The 15129-nt window shown below is 69.0% G+C and carries 15 protein-coding genes; 13 read left to right on the top strand and 2 right to left on the bottom strand.

The window, feature by feature from the left end; all coding sequences use genetic code 11:
• Positions 1-47: 47 nt before the first annotated feature.
• Positions 48-740 carry an acVLRF1 family peptidyl-tRNA hydrolase gene (locus D6T63_RS03915; protein ID WP_120147735.1) on the bottom strand — a complete coding sequence of 231 codons (693 nt, stop codon included), beginning with the start codon at positions 738-740 and terminating at the stop codon, positions 48-50.
• A 104-nt stretch (positions 741-844) separates the two neighbouring features.
• On the opposite strand from D6T63_RS03915, the gene D6T63_RS03910 reads away from it, so the two are divergent.
• From D6T63_RS03910 to nusB, 13 genes are all read left to right on the top strand, one after another.
• Entirely contained in the window at positions 845-2311 is a 1467-nt protein-coding gene (locus D6T63_RS03910; protein WP_120147734.1) for a replication-associated recombination protein A, read from the top strand.
• 289 nt (positions 2312-2600) lie between these two features.
• Positions 2601-3227 carry a 30S ribosomal protein S4 gene (rpsD, locus tag D6T63_RS03905; protein WP_120147733.1) on the top strand — a complete coding sequence of 209 codons (627 nt, stop codon included), beginning with the start codon at positions 2601-2603 and terminating at the stop codon, positions 3225-3227.
• A 158-nt stretch (positions 3228-3385) separates the two neighbouring features.
• Complete coding sequence (locus D6T63_RS03900) at positions 3386-3760, top strand: DUF948 domain-containing protein (RefSeq protein ID WP_120147732.1); 375 nt, start codon at positions 3386-3388, stop codon at positions 3758-3760.
• 24 nt (positions 3761-3784) lie between these two features.
• On the top strand, positions 3785-4072 hold the full coding sequence (locus D6T63_RS03895) for a DUF6167 family protein (protein WP_220725873.1): 288 nt from the start codon (positions 3785-3787) through the stop codon (positions 4070-4072).
• A 191-nt stretch (positions 4073-4263) separates the two neighbouring features.
• Complete coding sequence (gene alaS / locus D6T63_RS03890; RefSeq protein WP_120147731.1) at positions 4264-6942, top strand: alanine--tRNA ligase; 2679 nt, start codon at positions 4264-4266, stop codon at positions 6940-6942.
• Positions 6943-6950: 8 nt separating this feature from the next.
• Positions 6951-7565: a Holliday junction resolvase RuvX gene (ruvX, locus tag D6T63_RS03885; RefSeq protein WP_120147730.1), complete on the top strand. Its 615-nt coding sequence runs from the start codon at positions 6951-6953 to the stop codon at positions 7563-7565.
• Positions 7562-8794 carry an endolytic transglycosylase MltG gene (gene mltG / locus D6T63_RS03880; RefSeq protein ID WP_120147729.1) on the top strand — a complete coding sequence of 411 codons (1233 nt, stop codon included), beginning with the start codon at positions 7562-7564 and terminating at the stop codon, positions 8792-8794. Before ruvX ends, mltG begins: the two co-directional genes overlap by 4 nt.
• Positions 8795-9670, top strand: a complete 876-nt coding sequence (locus D6T63_RS03875; RefSeq protein WP_120147728.1) for a shikimate dehydrogenase — start codon at positions 8795-8797, stop codon at positions 9668-9670. It begins immediately after the preceding gene.
• A 37-nt stretch (positions 9671-9707) separates the two neighbouring features.
• On the top strand, positions 9708-10916 hold the full coding sequence (aroC, locus tag D6T63_RS03870; RefSeq protein WP_120147727.1) for a chorismate synthase: 1209 nt from the start codon (positions 9708-9710) through the stop codon (positions 10914-10916).
• 2 nt (positions 10917-10918) lie between these two features.
• Complete coding sequence (locus D6T63_RS03865; RefSeq protein ID WP_120147726.1) at positions 10919-11527, top strand: shikimate kinase; 609 nt, start codon at positions 10919-10921, stop codon at positions 11525-11527.
• Positions 11517-12611, top strand: a complete 1095-nt coding sequence (gene aroB, locus D6T63_RS03860) for a 3-dehydroquinate synthase (RefSeq protein WP_120147725.1) — start codon at positions 11517-11519, stop codon at positions 12609-12611. The genes D6T63_RS03865 and aroB overlap by 11 nt, the downstream gene beginning before the upstream one ends.
• Before the next feature lie 156 nt (positions 12612-12767).
• Positions 12768-13331 carry an elongation factor P gene (gene efp, locus D6T63_RS03855; protein WP_055771376.1) on the top strand — a complete coding sequence of 188 codons (564 nt, stop codon included), beginning with the start codon at positions 12768-12770 and terminating at the stop codon, positions 13329-13331.
• A complete protein-coding gene (gene nusB / locus D6T63_RS03850) occupies positions 13328-13738 on the top strand; it encodes a transcription antitermination factor NusB (RefSeq protein WP_120147724.1) in 411 nt (136 codons plus the stop codon). The genes efp and nusB overlap by 4 nt, the downstream gene beginning before the upstream one ends.
• A gap of 33 nt (positions 13739-13771) precedes the next feature.
• Here the strand turns inward: nusB and D6T63_RS03845 are convergent, their stop codons facing one another.
• The gene (locus tag D6T63_RS03845; protein WP_120147723.1) at positions 13772-15067 is read right to left on the bottom strand and encodes a PrsW family intramembrane metalloprotease; all 1296 of its coding nucleotides are present in this window, start codon (positions 15065-15067) and stop codon (positions 13772-13774) included.
• Positions 15068-15129 lie beyond the last annotated feature (62 nt).

The following is a 15129-nucleotide window of genomic DNA, read 5'->3' as shown; positions in this document are numbered from 1 at the left end:
ACGGCCGCATCAAAGGGTGATGCGATCGCAGGCCGCCCTAGGTCCGCTCAGACGGCACCGGGAGGTGGGTCGGTCACGGTGATCCGGACCGACAGCGCCGACCGCGCTGCTTCCTTGAGGACGGCGAAGCGGGGATCCGGCACGGTCAGGAACGGTACCTGCGGCAGGTGTGCGTAGGCTTTCAGCGCCGATTCGCCGAGGGTGCCAGTGGCCAGGGCCCTGTCGCCACCGAGTTGAAGGAGCGACGGCGGGTCCGCGGCATACAGCTTCGCGGCCCGTGCCGCAGTCTCCTCCACGAGCGCATCGGCCTGGTTGGCCCGACGTCGGGCGAACCGCTGCTGGGACCAGCCTCCGGCGGCCGTCTTGCCCTGGACGTAGCGCGTTCCGGTCTTCGAGGCCACCACCGTCCCCCCACGGGAGATTCCGACGGAGTACCCGCCACGGCGGATGAGGAGCAAGCCCACCGTGGCCGAGGGATCGACGCCCGACAGCAGGTGTTCCCCCAGTGCGCGCTGGTCCGATGCGGCAGGGGCGCCCGCCGGCTCACGGGGACTCCGGGCTCTGACGGGGAGCGGTGGGGCGAGGACGGCTGTGCAGCCGTTCACGGCGGCGAGCCTGATCGAGCCGTCGGCCCGCTCTCCATCGGGTTCGACGGTGTAGGCGCCGTTGCGCTCACCGAATCGTGCGAGCCACCCGTCGAGGCGGTGCGCCTCGACGAGGACCGACCTTGTGGAGGGCATGGGTCTCGTCCGTTCGTCGGTGAATCGTCGGTTCACGGGACCGTGCCACGTGCTGCGACTCCACCGTACCGGGGCCGTCGGCGCCCCGCAGTAACGTTGACGCTGTGAATGATCTCTTCAGTGCTGCAGCGGAGGACGACGCGTCGGATCATGCGGCACCCGGCGGCGGCCGTTCCTCGGGCGTCGTGCGGCCCCGCAGCCCCCTCGCGGTGCGGATGCGGCCCCGCAGCCTCGACGAGGTCGTCGGTCAGCAGCACCTGCTCGGGCGGGGATCACCGCTGAGGACGCTCGCCGGAGAGGATGATCCGGGGGCCCACGCGGCGCCGTCGTCCGTAATCCTGTGGGGTCCGCCCGGAACCGGCAAGACGACGCTCGCGCACGTGATCGCGCGGGGGCAGGGCCGGACATTCGTCGAACTGTCCGCCATCACAGCCGGCGTGAAGGACGTCCGCCGCGTGATGGACGAGGCGCTGACCACGCGCGACCTCTACCGGCAGACCACCGTGCTGTTCCTCGATGAGATCCACCGGTTCAACAAGGCACAGCAGGATGCGCTGCTGCCCGGGGTGGAGAACGGCTGGGTGGTGCTCATCGCCGCAACCACCGAGAATCCGTCCTTCTCCGTGGTGTCACCGCTGCTCTCGCGGTCGCTCCTGCAGACGCTGCGGCCGCTCGATGAGTCGGATATCAGGAACCTCCTGCAGCGCGCCGTCGACGACGGACGCGGCCTCGCGGGAACGGTGGAGGTGTCGGAGGAAGCGCTCGAGCACCTCGTCCGCCTCGCTGCAGGCGATGCACGGCGTGGACTGACGGCCCTTGAGGCCGCGGCCGGGGTAGCCCAGTCCGAGCAGCCTCCGCAACCGCACGACCCCTACGCCGGCCGGGAAGAACGCGACGAGGACAGCGGGGACGGCGAGGAACACGTCACCCTGCCCGTGCTGGTCACTCTCGAGCACGCCGAGAAGGCGGTGGATGTCGCCGCCCTGCGCTACGACCGCGCCGGGGACCAGCACTACGACGTCGCGAGCGCCTTCATCAAGTCGCTCCGTGGCTCCGACGTGGACGCCGCCCTGCACTATGTCGCCAGGATGCTCGAGGCGGGGGAGGACCCGCGGTTCATCGCCCGCCGGCTCATGATCTCCGCGTCGGAGGACGTCGGGATGGCCGACCCCACCGCCCTCCAGACCGCCGTCGCCGCTGCCCAGGCGGTGCAGCTCGTCGGTATGCCCGAAGCCCGCATCATCCTTGCCGAGGCGGTGGTGCACATCGCCACCGCGCCGAAATCGAATGCCGCCTACAACGGGATCAACGCGGCCATCGCCGACGTACGGGCGGGGCGCGGTCAGGGCATCCCTGCCCATCTGCGGGACGCCCACTATCCGGGAGCATCGCAGCTCGGGCACGGCAAGGGTTATGTGTACTCCCACGACGAGCCACACGGGATCGCACTCCAGCAGTACGCGCCCGACGACCTGGTGGGACGGGACTACTACGAGCCGACGGACAGGGGAGCCGAGCGGGACATCTCCTCCCGCCTGACCCGGCTGCGCAGGATCATCCGCGGGAAGTAGGCGGCGCCCGGTCCCTCCGCTCCGGAGCCGAAGCGTGATTCGGCCCTGAAGCGCCCGACTGCTAGCATTGACCGCTGACTGGCAAGTCGTCGTGTACCAGCCTCCCTCCGCTTCCTCCAGCAGGTTCCCTGCTGCTGAACGCGGGCGGAAGCCAGGGTCGCGGCGGACTGTAGTACCGGGAAGCGGCCAATCCCGGCTCTCCGCAAGTGGAGGCCAGCGACACCAGGAAGTGCGGATGCCCTCGTGGCATTTCCCGTTTCTTCGCCGCGAAAAACATCGAAAGGTAAACGTGGCTAACAACACACGTGCCCGCCGGAAGGTCCGCATCTCGCGAGCCCTCGGCATTGCCCTGACCCCGAAGGCCGAGAAGTACCTCGAGCGTCGGCCCTACGCGCCGGGCCAGCACGGCCGCGCGCGTCGCAAGCAGGACAGCGACTACGCAGTACGCCTGCGCGAAAAGCAGCGCCTGCGCGCCCAGTACGGCATCCGCGAGGCACAGATGACCCGTGTCTTCGAGGAAGCCCGACGCACCTCGGGTCTGACCGGTGAGAACCTGATCGAACTGCTCGAGATGCGCCTCGACGCCCTCGTGCTCCGTTCCGGGTTCGCCCGTACGATCGCCCAGGCCCGCCAGCTCGTCGTGCACCGTCACATCATGGTCGACGGCGGCCGCGTAGACCGCCCGTCGTTCCGCGTGGCCGAAGGCCAGCTCATCCACGTCCACCGCCGCAGCGAGACCATGGTTCCGCTGCAGGTTGCGGCTGCCGGTGCGCACCGCGACGTCCTGCCCGCCGTTCCGGGCTACCTGGACGTGCAGCTCGACAAGCTCCAGGCCCGCCTCGTGCGCCGCCCGAAGCGCTCCGAGGTCCCTGTGACCTGCGAAGAGCAGCTCGTCGTCGAGTACTACGCACGCTAGCCGCTCCGCCCGGCGGAGCAATCCACCGGGACCCAGCGAGAAGTGCGTACGAAGAGCCCGCGGCACCCGCCGCGGGCTCTTCGTTCTGTAAGGTACTAACAGCAAGAATTCCCATGCCACCGTCGAGGCGGTGCACCCCTGCGTAAAGGAGACCGCCCATGTCAGGTGGAGATATTGCGGGCCTGATAGCTGCTGGCATGTTCGCCGTCCTGGTCCTGCTGCTGGCAGTTCCGATCTGGAAGCTCGGCCGCGTGTTCGACGAGCTGCGCAAGGCCATCCGCACCGTCACCGACGAGACGACGCCGCTGATCGAGGAGGTCACCAGCACCGTGAGCACCACGCACCAGCAGCTCAGGACCGTCGACGGGATCACCTCCAACGTCTCCGACGCCTCGGCCAACATCTCCGCGCTGTCGTCGCTCATCGCCGCCACGATCGGTTCTCCGCTCATCAAGGTCTCGGCCTTCTCCTACGGCGTCCGCACGGCCCTCGGCGGCCGCACCTCGCCTGCACGCCGACGTCGCAGCCGCTAGCCCCCCAACGAACCGGAGACAACGATGATCAGAAGAGCTTTCTGGCTGGCAGCCGGCATCACCATCGGCGTCGTCGCCGTCCGTAAGGTGTCCCAGGCCAAGTCGACCCTCGGGCCCGAGGGCCTGAACCGCGCCGTCGGGCAGATCAGCGACAGCATCAGTGACTTCGCCGATGCCCTGCGCTCGGCGATGGCGGAGCGCGAGACCGACCTGCGGGCCGCCCTCGGCGTCGAGCTACCCGGAGCTACCGCCCCTGTCGCTCCGGAGACGGCAGCGGGCGCCGTTCCATCGTCCCGTCGGTCCCTCCGCTAGGCCAACAGCACCACCCATCGTCGTACCCGCGTCGAGTCTCCGCCCGGATATCCTGCGGCGCGAGCCGGGAGCCGGCCTGCGCAGCGCCACCGAACGACGGCGCACCCGGACAGGGAGCGGCGGCAGCAGGAATTCCGCTGCCGATGCCTTCCTCGCCGGCGCTCCGACCAACCACTGAAGGATGTGCCACCATGAGGTCCCACGAGATCGCCAGCCGCTGGCTGAGCTACTTCGAGAAGAACGGGCACACGGTCGTGCCGTCGGCGTCGCTGGTCTCCTCCGATCCTTCGCTCCTGTTCACCGTGGCCGGGATGGTTCCCTTCATCCCGTACCTGACCGCGCGGGAGGTAGCCCCCTACGACCGGGCGACGAGCGTCCAGAAGTGCATCCGCACCGGCGACATCGAGGAGGTCGGCAGGACCGCCCGGCACGGCACCTTCTTCCAGATGTGCGGCAACTTCTCCTTCGGTGACTACTTCAAGGCCGAGGCCATCCGCCTTGCCTGGAACCTGCTCACCAGCGACGTCGCCGACGGCGGTTTCGGCCTCCCCGCCGAGAGGCTCTGGATCACCGTCTACCACGAGGACGAGGAAGCGCTGAAGATCTGGCGGGACAGCATCGGTGTCCCCGCCGCCCGCATCCAGAGGATGGGCAAGAAGGACAACTACTGGTCGACGGGCCAGCCCGGCCCCGCCGGTCCCTGCTCCGAGATCTTCTACGACCGGGGACCCGCGTACGGCGTCGACGGCGGTCCCGAGGCGGACGACTCCCGCTACGTGGAGATCTGGAACCTCGTCTTCATGCAGTACCAGCGCGGAGAGGGCACGGGCAAGGACGACTTCGAGATCCTGGGCGAGCTCCCGAAGAAGAACATCGATACCGGCCTCGGCCTCGAGCGCCTCGCGATGATCCTGCAGGGCGTCGAGAACATGTACGAGACCGACCAGGTGCGTCCCGTGCTCGACCGGGCGGCTGCACTGAGCGGCAAGACCTACACGAGCGCCGAGTCCGCCGCTGATCCACACCACACGGACGATGTCCGGATGCGCGTGGTCGCCGACCACATCCGCTCCTCCCTGATGCTCATCGCCGACGGGGTCAGCCCCTCGAACGAGGGCCGCGGCTACGTGCTGCGCCGCCTCATCCGCCGCGCCGTCCGCGCCATGCGGCTCCTCGGCGTGGAGAAGGCGTGCCTGCCCGAACTCCTTCCGGCGTCCCGCGACGCGATGAAGGGCGTGTACCCCGAGGTCGACACCGATTTCGAACGCATCAGCCGCATCGCCTATGCCGAGGAGAAGGCGTTCCTGCGCACCATCGCCTCCGGTACGGCACGGCTCGAGGAAGCGGTCCGCGAGTCCCTCTCCGAGCAGCGACCCCTGTCCGGCCAGGACGCCTTCACGCTCCACGACACCTACGGCTTCCCCATCGACCTGACCCTCGAGATGGCCGAGGAAGCTGGACTGGCGGTCGACGCCGACGGTTTCCGGTCGCTCATGCTCGAGCAGCGCCAGCGTGCTCAGGCCGATGCGCGCGGCAAGAAGGCGGGCCACGCCGACTTCTCCGTCTTCAACGAGCTCCTCGGCCGCGGCCAGACCGTCTTCACCGGCTACGACGAGCTCACTTCGGAGGGCACGATCATCGCCGTGCTGGACAAGGGCCAGTCCATTCCCAGCGCCCTGCAGGGCGATGAGATCGAGCTCGTCCTCGACCAAACCCCGTTCTATGCCGAGGCCGGCGGCCAGGCCGCCGACGTAGGCCTCATCACGGGGAACGGCTTCGTCGTGGAGGTCCTCGACGTCCAGCGCCCGGTCAAGGGCCTCAGCGTCCACCACGCCGTCGTCCGCGAGGGCGAGGTGGTTCAGGGCGCGACCGTGACGGCCGCCGTCGACCGCCAGCGCCGCCATGCGGGGGAGCAGGCCCACTCGGGGACGCACATCGTCCACGCCGCCCTGCACGAGATCCTCGGCCCCGAGGCGCTGCAGCGCGGGTCCTACAACAAGGCCGGGTACCTGCGCTTCGACTTCTCCTGGGGCGAGGGCATCAGCGCCGCGGCTCGCTCGGAGATCGAGGAGGTCTCCAACATCGCCATCCGGAACAACTACGAGGTCGAGACGAAGATCATGTCCCTAGCCGATGCCAAGGCGCTCGGGGCGACGGCCCTTTTCGGCGAGGCGTACGGCGACACGGTCCGCGTGGTCGAGATGAACGCGGACTTCTCCCGCGAACTCTGCGGTGGCACACACGTCGCTTCGACGTCGCTCATCGGCAGCCTCACACTGCTCGGGGAGCAGTCGGTCGGCTCGGGAAACCGGCGTGTCGAGGCACTCGTCGGTCTCGACGCGTTCCGCCACCTCGCGGCGGAGCGCGCCCTGGTCTCGGAGCTCTCCGACATGCTCAAGGTGCCCTCGGCCCAGCTGCCGGAACGCCTCTCGGCCACTCTCAACAAGCTGAAGGTCGCCGAGAAGGAACTGGACCGCCTGAGGAAGGAACAGCTCACCGCCACCGCGGCCTCGCTCGTCGACACCGCCGTGGACGTCGACGGAGTACGCCTGATCGCGCACGACGCCGGTGAGATCGGCGGTGCGGACGAGCTGCGGACCCTCGTGCTGGACCTGCGCGGACGCCTCGGCTCCGATGCCGCCGTGGTCGCGGCGACCGGTGTCTCCCAGGACCGCCCGCTGGTCCTCGTGGCGACCAACGACGCCGCCCGCGCTGCAGGCGTTAAGGCCGGTGCGCTGGTCCGGACGGCCGCGAAGATCCTCGGTGGAGGCGGCGGCGGCAAGGACGACGTCGCGCAGGGCGGCGGTTCGGATGCAGCGCGCATCCCCGATGCCCTCTCGGCCATTCGCGCGGCCGTAGCCGAACGCTGACCGGCCCGATGTCCGACCTCGGCGGGGAAGCGACGACCGGCGGGGTCGCGGCGTCCTACCCCCAGGGACCGAAGCTCGGTGTCGACGTCGGGCAGGTCCGCGTAGGCCTCGCCGGATGCGACCGGGACGGACTGCTCGCGACGCCGATCCGCACGCTGAAGAGGGATCCGCGCAGGAACAGCGACGTGCGGATCCTCGTCCGCGAAGCCATCGAGCGAGGCGCGGTGCAGGTCATCGTCGGGCTGCCGAAGAACCTGAGCGGCAGGGAGGGCGCCTCCGCCGAGATGGCCCGGGCCTATGCGGACCTGGTGATGCAGGAACTCGACCGACAGGCCCGTCCGTTACCGGTACGGCTGGTCGACGAACGCCTGAGCACGGTGTCCGCGCATCGATCGCTTCATTCGGCTGGTCTGAGTAGCCGTGAGCATCGTAAGGTAGTGGATCAGGTGGCTGCCGTCGAAATACTCCAGCACGCCATCGACATGCAACGTTCACGTGGACGGGATGTGGGGGATCCGGTTCCTGCGCGTGACGCAGAGGGCGCTCAGGGCCCGCTGCTGACCCCAACAGAGGAGCCAGATATCAAGGACAGTACGCCGAGCAGAAGGGATCCGGAGTCGTGAACAACCGTACGCGTCATTCCTCTGCCGCCCGTGGTGCCGAAGGCCGGCATACCGCCGAGAGGCACGACGAGGATGAGGCCGACACCTACTCCGAACCCGTCGAGGAGTTCTTCGCTGCCCAGGAGGAGTCGCGCCGCAATACCCGTCGTCCGTCCTCGAAGACCAAGCAGCGCAGACGCCTCCGGCGGACCGTGGTCATGCTCGTCGTCCTCCTGCTCTTCGCAGGGACCGTATACGCCGCAGCCCTGATGCTGAGGGACGCTCTCGGCCTCAACGAGGTGACCGATTACGCGGGCCCGGGCGGGGACCAGACCGTCTTCACCGTCCCCGAAGGTGCGGGCGCACTGGCCATCGGCACCGGTCTCGAGAGTGCGGACATCGTCGCGGACTCGCAGACGTTCATCGAAGCGCTGGGCGCCATCTCGGGTGGCCGCGAGGTCCAGCCCGGCGAGTACGAGATGCGGCTCCAGATGCCTGCTGCCGACGCCGCCGAGGCGCTGCTCGGCGAGGATCCCTCCCTCGTCTCCTACGCCGCCGTAGCCCGCGATCTGCGGCAGGGCGAAGTGTTTGACATCCTCAGTACCTCCACCGGGATTCCCCGCGCCGAGTTCGACGCCCTGGCTGCCACCCCGACGCAGTTCGGCCTGCCGCCGGAGGCCCTCTCGCTCGAGGGCTACCTCCACCCGGGGGAGTACCGCTTCGACGTCGAGGCGACGGCCACGGACATCGTCACCGAGATGATCAAGGCGACGACCGACCGCCTCGCCGAGGACGGCGTGACGGACCCGGCCGAGCAGTACAGGATCCTGACGATTGCGAGCATCGTGCAGGCCGAGGCCCAGCAGGGCGACTATGCGACGGTCGCAGGCGCCATCAACAACCGCCTCACGCCTGGCAATACGGAGACGAGCGGTTTCATCCAGTCCGACGCCTCCGTCACCTACGGACTCGGCAAGCGCAGCTACCAGCTGACCGACGAGGAGAAGCAGGACACCTCCAACCCGTACAACACCTACGCGAACCCCGGCCTGCCGAAGGGGCCGATCGGTTCCCCCGGCGACGAGGCCATCGACGCCACCGTCAATCCGGCGGACGTCCCCTTCTATTTCTGGGTCACGGTGAACCTCGACACCGGCGAGACCAAGTTCTCGGAGACGTACGCGGAGCACCTGCGCTACGTGACCGAGTACGATGCCTGGTGCGGCGAGAACCCCGGACGGTGCGGGTAGGTGCTACCCGCCGGAACCCCGGCGCCCGCACTCAGGGCCGCCGTCATCGGGTCGCCGATCGGTCACTCCAAATCGCCGCTGCTGCACGCGGCGGCCTACCGTGCGCTCGGCATCGACTGTTCCTACACGGCCTTCGACGTCGATGAGGCCGGCCTTCAGGAGTTCATCATGGCAGTGCGGACGACTCCGGGCTGGCGCGGTCTGTCGGTCACCATGCCGCTGAAGGCGGGCGTCGCGCGCCTCGTCGACACCTCCACCGAACCGGCGGCGATCCTCGGCGTCGTGAACACCGTCGTCGTCGCCGGCGATGCGCCCGGAGCCACGCTCACCGGCCACAACACCGACGTCGCGGGCGTCGCCAACGCCCTCACAGCAGCCGGCGTGCGCACCCCCGGCCACGGGGTCATCCTCGGCGGCGGCGGGACGGCTGCCGCAGCGGTGGCCGGTCTGGCCAGGCTGGGAGCCTCGTCGGCCGGCGTGCTGGTCCGGCGTCCGGACGCGGCGGCCGACCTCCTGCGCGTCGGCTCGGCCCTCGGCATCGACGTCGTCCTCCTGCCGTGGGCCGAGGCAGGACAGCACGTGCGGACCGCGGAGGTCGTCATCTCCACCCTTCCGCCTCATGCCGGGGACGCACTGGCCCTCGAGCTGGAGTCGGACAGCGGCTTCCGCACCCGGGGGACGCTCCTCGATGTCGCCTACGATCCCTGGCCCAGCGCCCTCGCAGCCGGCTGGCAGCGGGCCGGCGGGACGATCGTCCCCGGCCTCGACATGCTGCTGCACCAGGCGGTGGAGCAGGTGCGTCTCTTTTTTCCCGACAGTGCGCAGGACTCCGCAGCGCTGCTGGACGTGATGTGTGACGCCGTCCGCATGACGTGACGCTGATGCCCGCCGTCTGCATGGCAGTATGGAAGCCATGTTGCGTTGGTTGACGGCAGGAGAATCGCACGGCCCCGCCGTGGTCGGGATCATCGAGGGAATGCCCGCGGGAGTGGGCATCACGAGTAGTGACATCCAGGAGGCCCTGGCGCGCCGCCGCCTCGGCTACGGACGCGGCGCGCGCATGAAGTTCGAGCAGGATCAGGTCCGGATCATCGGCGGCGTCCGCCACGGCATCACACAGGGCGGTCCCGTGGCCATCGAGGTGGCCAACACGGAGTGGCCCAAGTGGGAGAAGATCATGTCCGCCGACCCCCTCGGCGAGGAGGACTCCGCCGAACTCGCCGCGTCGGCCCGCAACGCGCCGCTCACCCGACCCCGTCCGGGGCATGCCGACTTCACGGGCATGCAGAAGTACGGCTTCGACGAGGCACGTCCCGTCCTCGAGCGTGCAAGCGCCCGCGAGACCGCCACCCGGGTGGCCCTCGGAGCGGTCGCCGCCAAATTCCTCGAGGGGCTCGGCATCCGCCTGGTCAGCCACACCGTATCCATCGCCTCCGTGTCGGTACCCGAGGATGCGCCGTTGCCCCGGCCGAGCGACGTCATCGCGCTCGACACCGACCCGCTGCGCTGCTTCCACAGGGACACCTCGGACGCCATGGTGGCCGAGGTCGATGCGGCCCACAAAGAGGGTGAGACGCTCGGCGGTGTGGTCGAGGTGGTCGCCTACGGACTCCCCCCGGGACTCGGCAGCTACGTCCATTGGGACCGGCGCCTCGACTCGCGGCTCGCCGCGGCCCTGATGGGCATCCAGGCCATCAAGGGCGTCGAGGTCGGCGACGGGTTCGAGACCGCGGCTCGCCGCGGTACCGCCGCGCACGACGAGATCCTGCGGAACGACTCCGGCAAGATCGTCCGCGCCAGCAACAGGGCAGGCGGTATCGAGGGCGGTATGAGTATCGGTGACGCCCTCCGCGTGCGGGCCGCAATGAAGCCCATCGCCACGGTTCCCCGGGCGTTGCGGACCGTCGACGTCAGCACCGGAGCGGCGGCCCGGGCGCACCACCAGCGTTCGGATGTGTGTGCCGTTCCTGCTGCCGGGGTGGTGGCCGAGGCCATGACCGCGCTGGTGCTCGCGGAGGCGGTCACCGAGAAGTTCGGCGGTGATTCCCTCGCCGAGACGGCGCGGAACATGCGCAGCTACCTCGAGAACATCCCGGAGTTCCTGGACTCCGCAGGAGCCTGAGGATGCGGGACCACCCCGTGGTGCTCGTGGGTCCGATGGCCGTCGGCAAATCGGCAGTGGGCAGGGTGCTCGCGCAACGCACGGGTTCGCGTTTCGTCGACACCGACCGGCTGATCGTCGAACGGCACGGCACCATCGCCGACATCTTCGCCCGGCACGGAGAGCAGGGCTTCCGGCTCCTGGAGGCAGAGGTGGTCGCCGAGGTGCTCGTCCCCGGCGTCGTCGTGTCCCTCGGCGGGGGAGCAGTGCTTCATCCCCGGACACAGGAACTCCTCGCCGGCGCCGTCGTGGTGTTCCTCGACACGGACCTCGCGACCGTCCTGCCCCGCATCAGCGGGGACTCGGGGCGTCCCCTGCTTGCGGGCCGGCCTGCCGAGCGCTGGCAGGAGCTGTACGCGGCGAGACGACCTGTCTACGCGGCGCTCGCGACGGTCGTGGTCGACGGCCGCGGATTGAGCGTACGGGGCACGGCCGACGCCGTCCTGCGTGCCCTGCCTGCGGCGCCCCCACCCCGGACCACGGACACGTCGAACGACCAGACCTCCACCGTGGCTGACTCGCTGGACACAGACATCAACCACGAGATCGGAATGCAGACCCATGGCGACTGACGAAGCGACCATCATCCCGGTCACCGGGAGCACCCCTGAGAACACCTACGACGTCGTCGTCGGCCGGGGCCTCCTCGGCAGGCTGCCGGCGATCCTGGGCGAACGCGTGCGGCGCGTCCTGGTCATCCATCCCCGGGCCCTCCGCGCCACGGGCGATACCGTCCGCGACGAGCTCGCCGCCGCCGGCTTCACCGCCGTCACCGCCGAGATACCCGACGCCGAGGAGGGCAAGCACATCCAGGTGGCCGCCTTCTGCTGGCAGGTGCTGGGCCAGAACGACTTCACGCGCTCGGACGCCGTCGTCACCGTCGGTGGGGGCGCGGTGACCGATCTCGGTGGCTTCGTCGCGGCGACCTGGCTGCGCGGTGTCCGGGTGGTCCACCTGCCGACCAGCCTGCTCGGCATGGTCGACGCCGCCGTGGGAGGCAAGACGGGCATCAACACCTCCGAGGGGAAGAACCTCGTCGGCTCCTTCCACCCGCCCGCCGCCGTCCTGGTCGACCTCGACGCGCTGGCCACCCTGCCGAAGAACGAGCTCGTCACGGGGCTCGCCGAGGTGGTCAAGTGCGGATTCATCGCCGACCCGGCGATCCTCGACCTCATCGAACAGGACACCGCAGCGGCGACGGACGCCACCTCGCCGGTGCTGCGGGACCTCATCGAGCGGGCCATCCGCGTCAAGGCGGAGGTGGTCTCGGAGGACCTCCGCGAGTCGGGCCGCAGGGAGTACCTCAATTACGGCCACACGCTGGCGCATGCCATCGAGCTCGCCGAGCGCTACTCATGGCGCCACGGAGCAGCGGTCTCGGTGGGCCTCGTCTTCGCCGCCGAGCTGTCCAGGATGGTCGGGCGGCTCAGCGACGTGGAGGCGGACCGCCACAAGAGCATCCTCGAGTCCCTCGGGCTGCCTGTCACCTACCGGCGCGATCGGTGGGCAGCGCTGCTGGACGGTATGCGCCGGGACAAGAAGTCGCGTGGCGACCTCCTGCGGTTCGTCGTGCTCGACGGCGTCGGCCGCCCCGGCATGCTCGAGGTACCGGACACCTCACTCCTCTTCGCCGCCTACCAGGAGATCGCGTCCTGAGAGCTGGACGCGGGGCCTGACACTGCAGCGCAGGTCCCGGCCGGCCGGTACGCACGCCGCTCGGGGTAGACTGATCCCTGGACTTTCGGTGCGCCTCCGCGTGCCCGCTGTGCCTCGGCCGGCCCATCCACCCGCGAAACCGACGAAAGTGAATCTGTGGCGACCACGAACGACATCAAGAACGGCACTGTGCTCAAGCTCGAAGGCAACCTCTGGAACGTCCTCGAATTCCAGCACGTCAAGCCTGGCAAGGGTGGAGCCTTCGTCCGCACCAAGCTTCGCAACATCCTCTCCGGCAAGGTGGTCGACAAGACCTTCAACGCCGGGCTGAAGATCGAGACGGCCACCGTCGACCGTCGCGACTACCAGTACCTGTACAAGGACGGTGAGGACTTCGTCTTCATGGACACCACCGACTACGACCAGATCACCGTGCCCGGCAAGACGGTCGGGAACGCAGCGAATTTCATGCTCGAGAGCCAGATGGCCACCATCGCCATGCACGAGGGCTCGCCGCTGTACGTCGAGCTGCCCGCGTCCGTGACGCTGGAGATCACCTACACCGAGCCGGGTCTCCAGGGGGACCGCTCCACCGGCGGCACGAAGCCCGCCACCGTCGAGACGGGCCACGAGATCCAGGTGCCCCTCTTCCTCGGTAACGGCACCAAGGTCAAGGTCGACACCCGGACGGGCGAGTACCTGGGACGCGTCAACGAGTGAGCGCACGCAGCAAGGCACGACGCCGGGCCCTGGACATCCTCTTCGAGTCGACACAGCGTGACATGCCGGCCCTCGAGGTCATCCGCGCCCGTCGGGAGAAGACCGACATGGTCATCGCCGACTACACGGTGGACATCGTCGAGGGCGTCCTGGAGCACCAGGAGCAGATCGACGAGTTCCTGAGCACCTATTCACAGGGCTGGACCCTCGACCGCATGCCCGCAGTGGACCTCATGGTCCTCCGGATCGGGAGCTGGGAACTGCTTTACAACGACGACGTCCCCGACGGCGTCGCCGTCAGCGAAGCCGTGGAACTGGCCCGGATGCTCTCCACGGACGAGTCTCCGAAGTTCGTCAACGGTCTCCTCGGCAGGCTGCAGCAGCTGAAGCCGACCCTGCTCGCCTGAGTTCCGGCAAGCAGGGTCCGGGCACTCCCTGACTCAGCGGGCCGAGGCCAGCTGGAAAATCCTGGCGCGGCGCCGGCTGGCTTCATCCAGGAGTGCGCGCTCCTCCGCCGCGTAGTCGGCGTCGCTCCGTCCGCCCAGCATGCGCTGGCGCGTGTAGGCGATCCGCGAACCCGTGCGGATGAATTCGCGCATGTCGTTCTTCGCCCCGACCGACTGTGCCCAGGCGAGCGCCTGCGATCGGCCGGGCCGGGTGGCGAGCATACGCACCTCTTCCGGGGTGAACCAGCCGGCATGCGCGTAGTCGCCGAGCCGCGCCTCGGTCAGCCGCCGCTCGGAGCGACGCAGGAGCACGACGGCGATCACCGCGGCGATGAACAGTGGCACCTGCACCACGAGGTAGAAGAGGAAGAAGTTGTTGAACAGCACGAGCGTGCCGCCGTTCCACAGCATGTGTCCCGCTATCGCGGGAAGAAGTCCGAGGACGAAGGCACCGAGGATGCGGCCGTTGCCCCCACCGCGGCTGAGCGCGAAGCCGAGCACGAATCCGAGGAGCGACGTGAACATGACGTGCGCGAAGGGCGAGAACAGGCCGCGGAGGATGAAGACCCCCACGAGGGCGCCGGCGTTGCCCGATTCCACGACGGCCGAACCGAAGTAGAGGATGTTCTCCGTGAAGGCGAACCCTGCCGCCACGGTTCCGGCGTAGACGATCCCGTCGACCGGTCCGTCGAAGTGGCTGCGCCGCGTGTACACGAGGATGAGGACACCGAGGCCCTTGGCGAACTCCTCCACGAGCGGTGCCTGCAGGACGGGTCCGATCACCTCGGGAGACGTGGTGGTCAGCGCGCTGCCGAGCAGTTCCACCACGTAGGTCCCCAGGAGCAGTGTCACCACCACCGAGGCTCCCGCTCCCCACAGGAAGGCGAAGACGAGGGCCCCGCGCGGTTCGGGGTCCCATCGGTCGATCCAGCGCAGCCCGAGGAGGCAGATGGCCAGAGGGACGAGGGCGAGGATGCCGCAGAGCAGGAAGGCGGAGGGACCCAGGGAGAGGGACAGCAGGAGCAGGACGCCGGCGACGACGAGCGCCGCCGCGATCACCAGGAGGATGTTGAGGACGCCCCTACGCCGCGGAGGCGGTTGATTCCATACGGGATGGAGCGGATGCCCCTGTGTCCTCGCGGGTGCCGGATGGTGGTGGCGGAGCGTCGTGGTGCCCCACCAGTCCTGGTGCTGCTGTGGTCCGCCACGGTTCGGTCCCTGCTGTCCGTAGCCGTGCCGGTCCTCCCGGCGGGGGTCGCCGACGCCGGGTCCGGGGGTGTTCATAGCCATGGTGCAACCCTAGGGGTAGGCGCCGCTGTGATAGTTTTGTCACCGCAACCAGCCTTTAAATT

Origin of the sequence: Arthrobacter cheniae (assembly GCF_003602275.1) — a bacterium.
In the GTDB taxonomy this organism is placed as follows: Bacteria; Actinomycetota; Actinomycetes; order Actinomycetales; family Micrococcaceae; genus Arthrobacter_D; species Arthrobacter_D cheniae.
This window is presented reverse-complemented; position numbering and strand designations above follow the sequence as displayed.

Coding starts and splice junctions, on each gene's coding strand:
- D6T63_RS03895 (WP_220725873.1), top strand. CDS start 3,785: ATGATCAGAAGAGCTTTCTGGCTGGCAGCCGGCATCACCATCGGCGTC.
- ruvX (WP_120147730.1), top strand. CDS start 6,951: ATGTCCGACCTCGGCGGGGAAGCGACGACCGGCGGGGTCGCGGCGTCC.
- alaS (WP_120147731.1), top strand. CDS start 4,264: ATGAGGTCCCACGAGATCGCCAGCCGCTGGCTGAGCTACTTCGAGAAG.
- aroB (WP_120147725.1), top strand. CDS start 11,517: ATGGCGACTGACGAAGCGACCATCATCCCGGTCACCGGGAGCACCCCT.
- aroC (WP_120147727.1), top strand. CDS start 9,708: ATGTTGCGTTGGTTGACGGCAGGAGAATCGCACGGCCCCGCCGTGGTC.
- D6T63_RS03915 (WP_120147735.1), bottom strand. CDS start 740: ATGCCCTCCACAAGGTCGGTCCTCGTCGAGGCGCACCGCCTCGACGGG.
- D6T63_RS03865 (WP_120147726.1), top strand. CDS start 10,919: ATGCGGGACCACCCCGTGGTGCTCGTGGGTCCGATGGCCGTCGGCAAA.
- D6T63_RS03900 (WP_120147732.1), top strand. CDS start 3,386: ATGTCAGGTGGAGATATTGCGGGCCTGATAGCTGCTGGCATGTTCGCC.
- D6T63_RS03845 (WP_120147723.1), bottom strand. CDS start 15,067: ATGGCTATGAACACCCCCGGACCCGGCGTCGGCGACCCCCGCCGGGAG.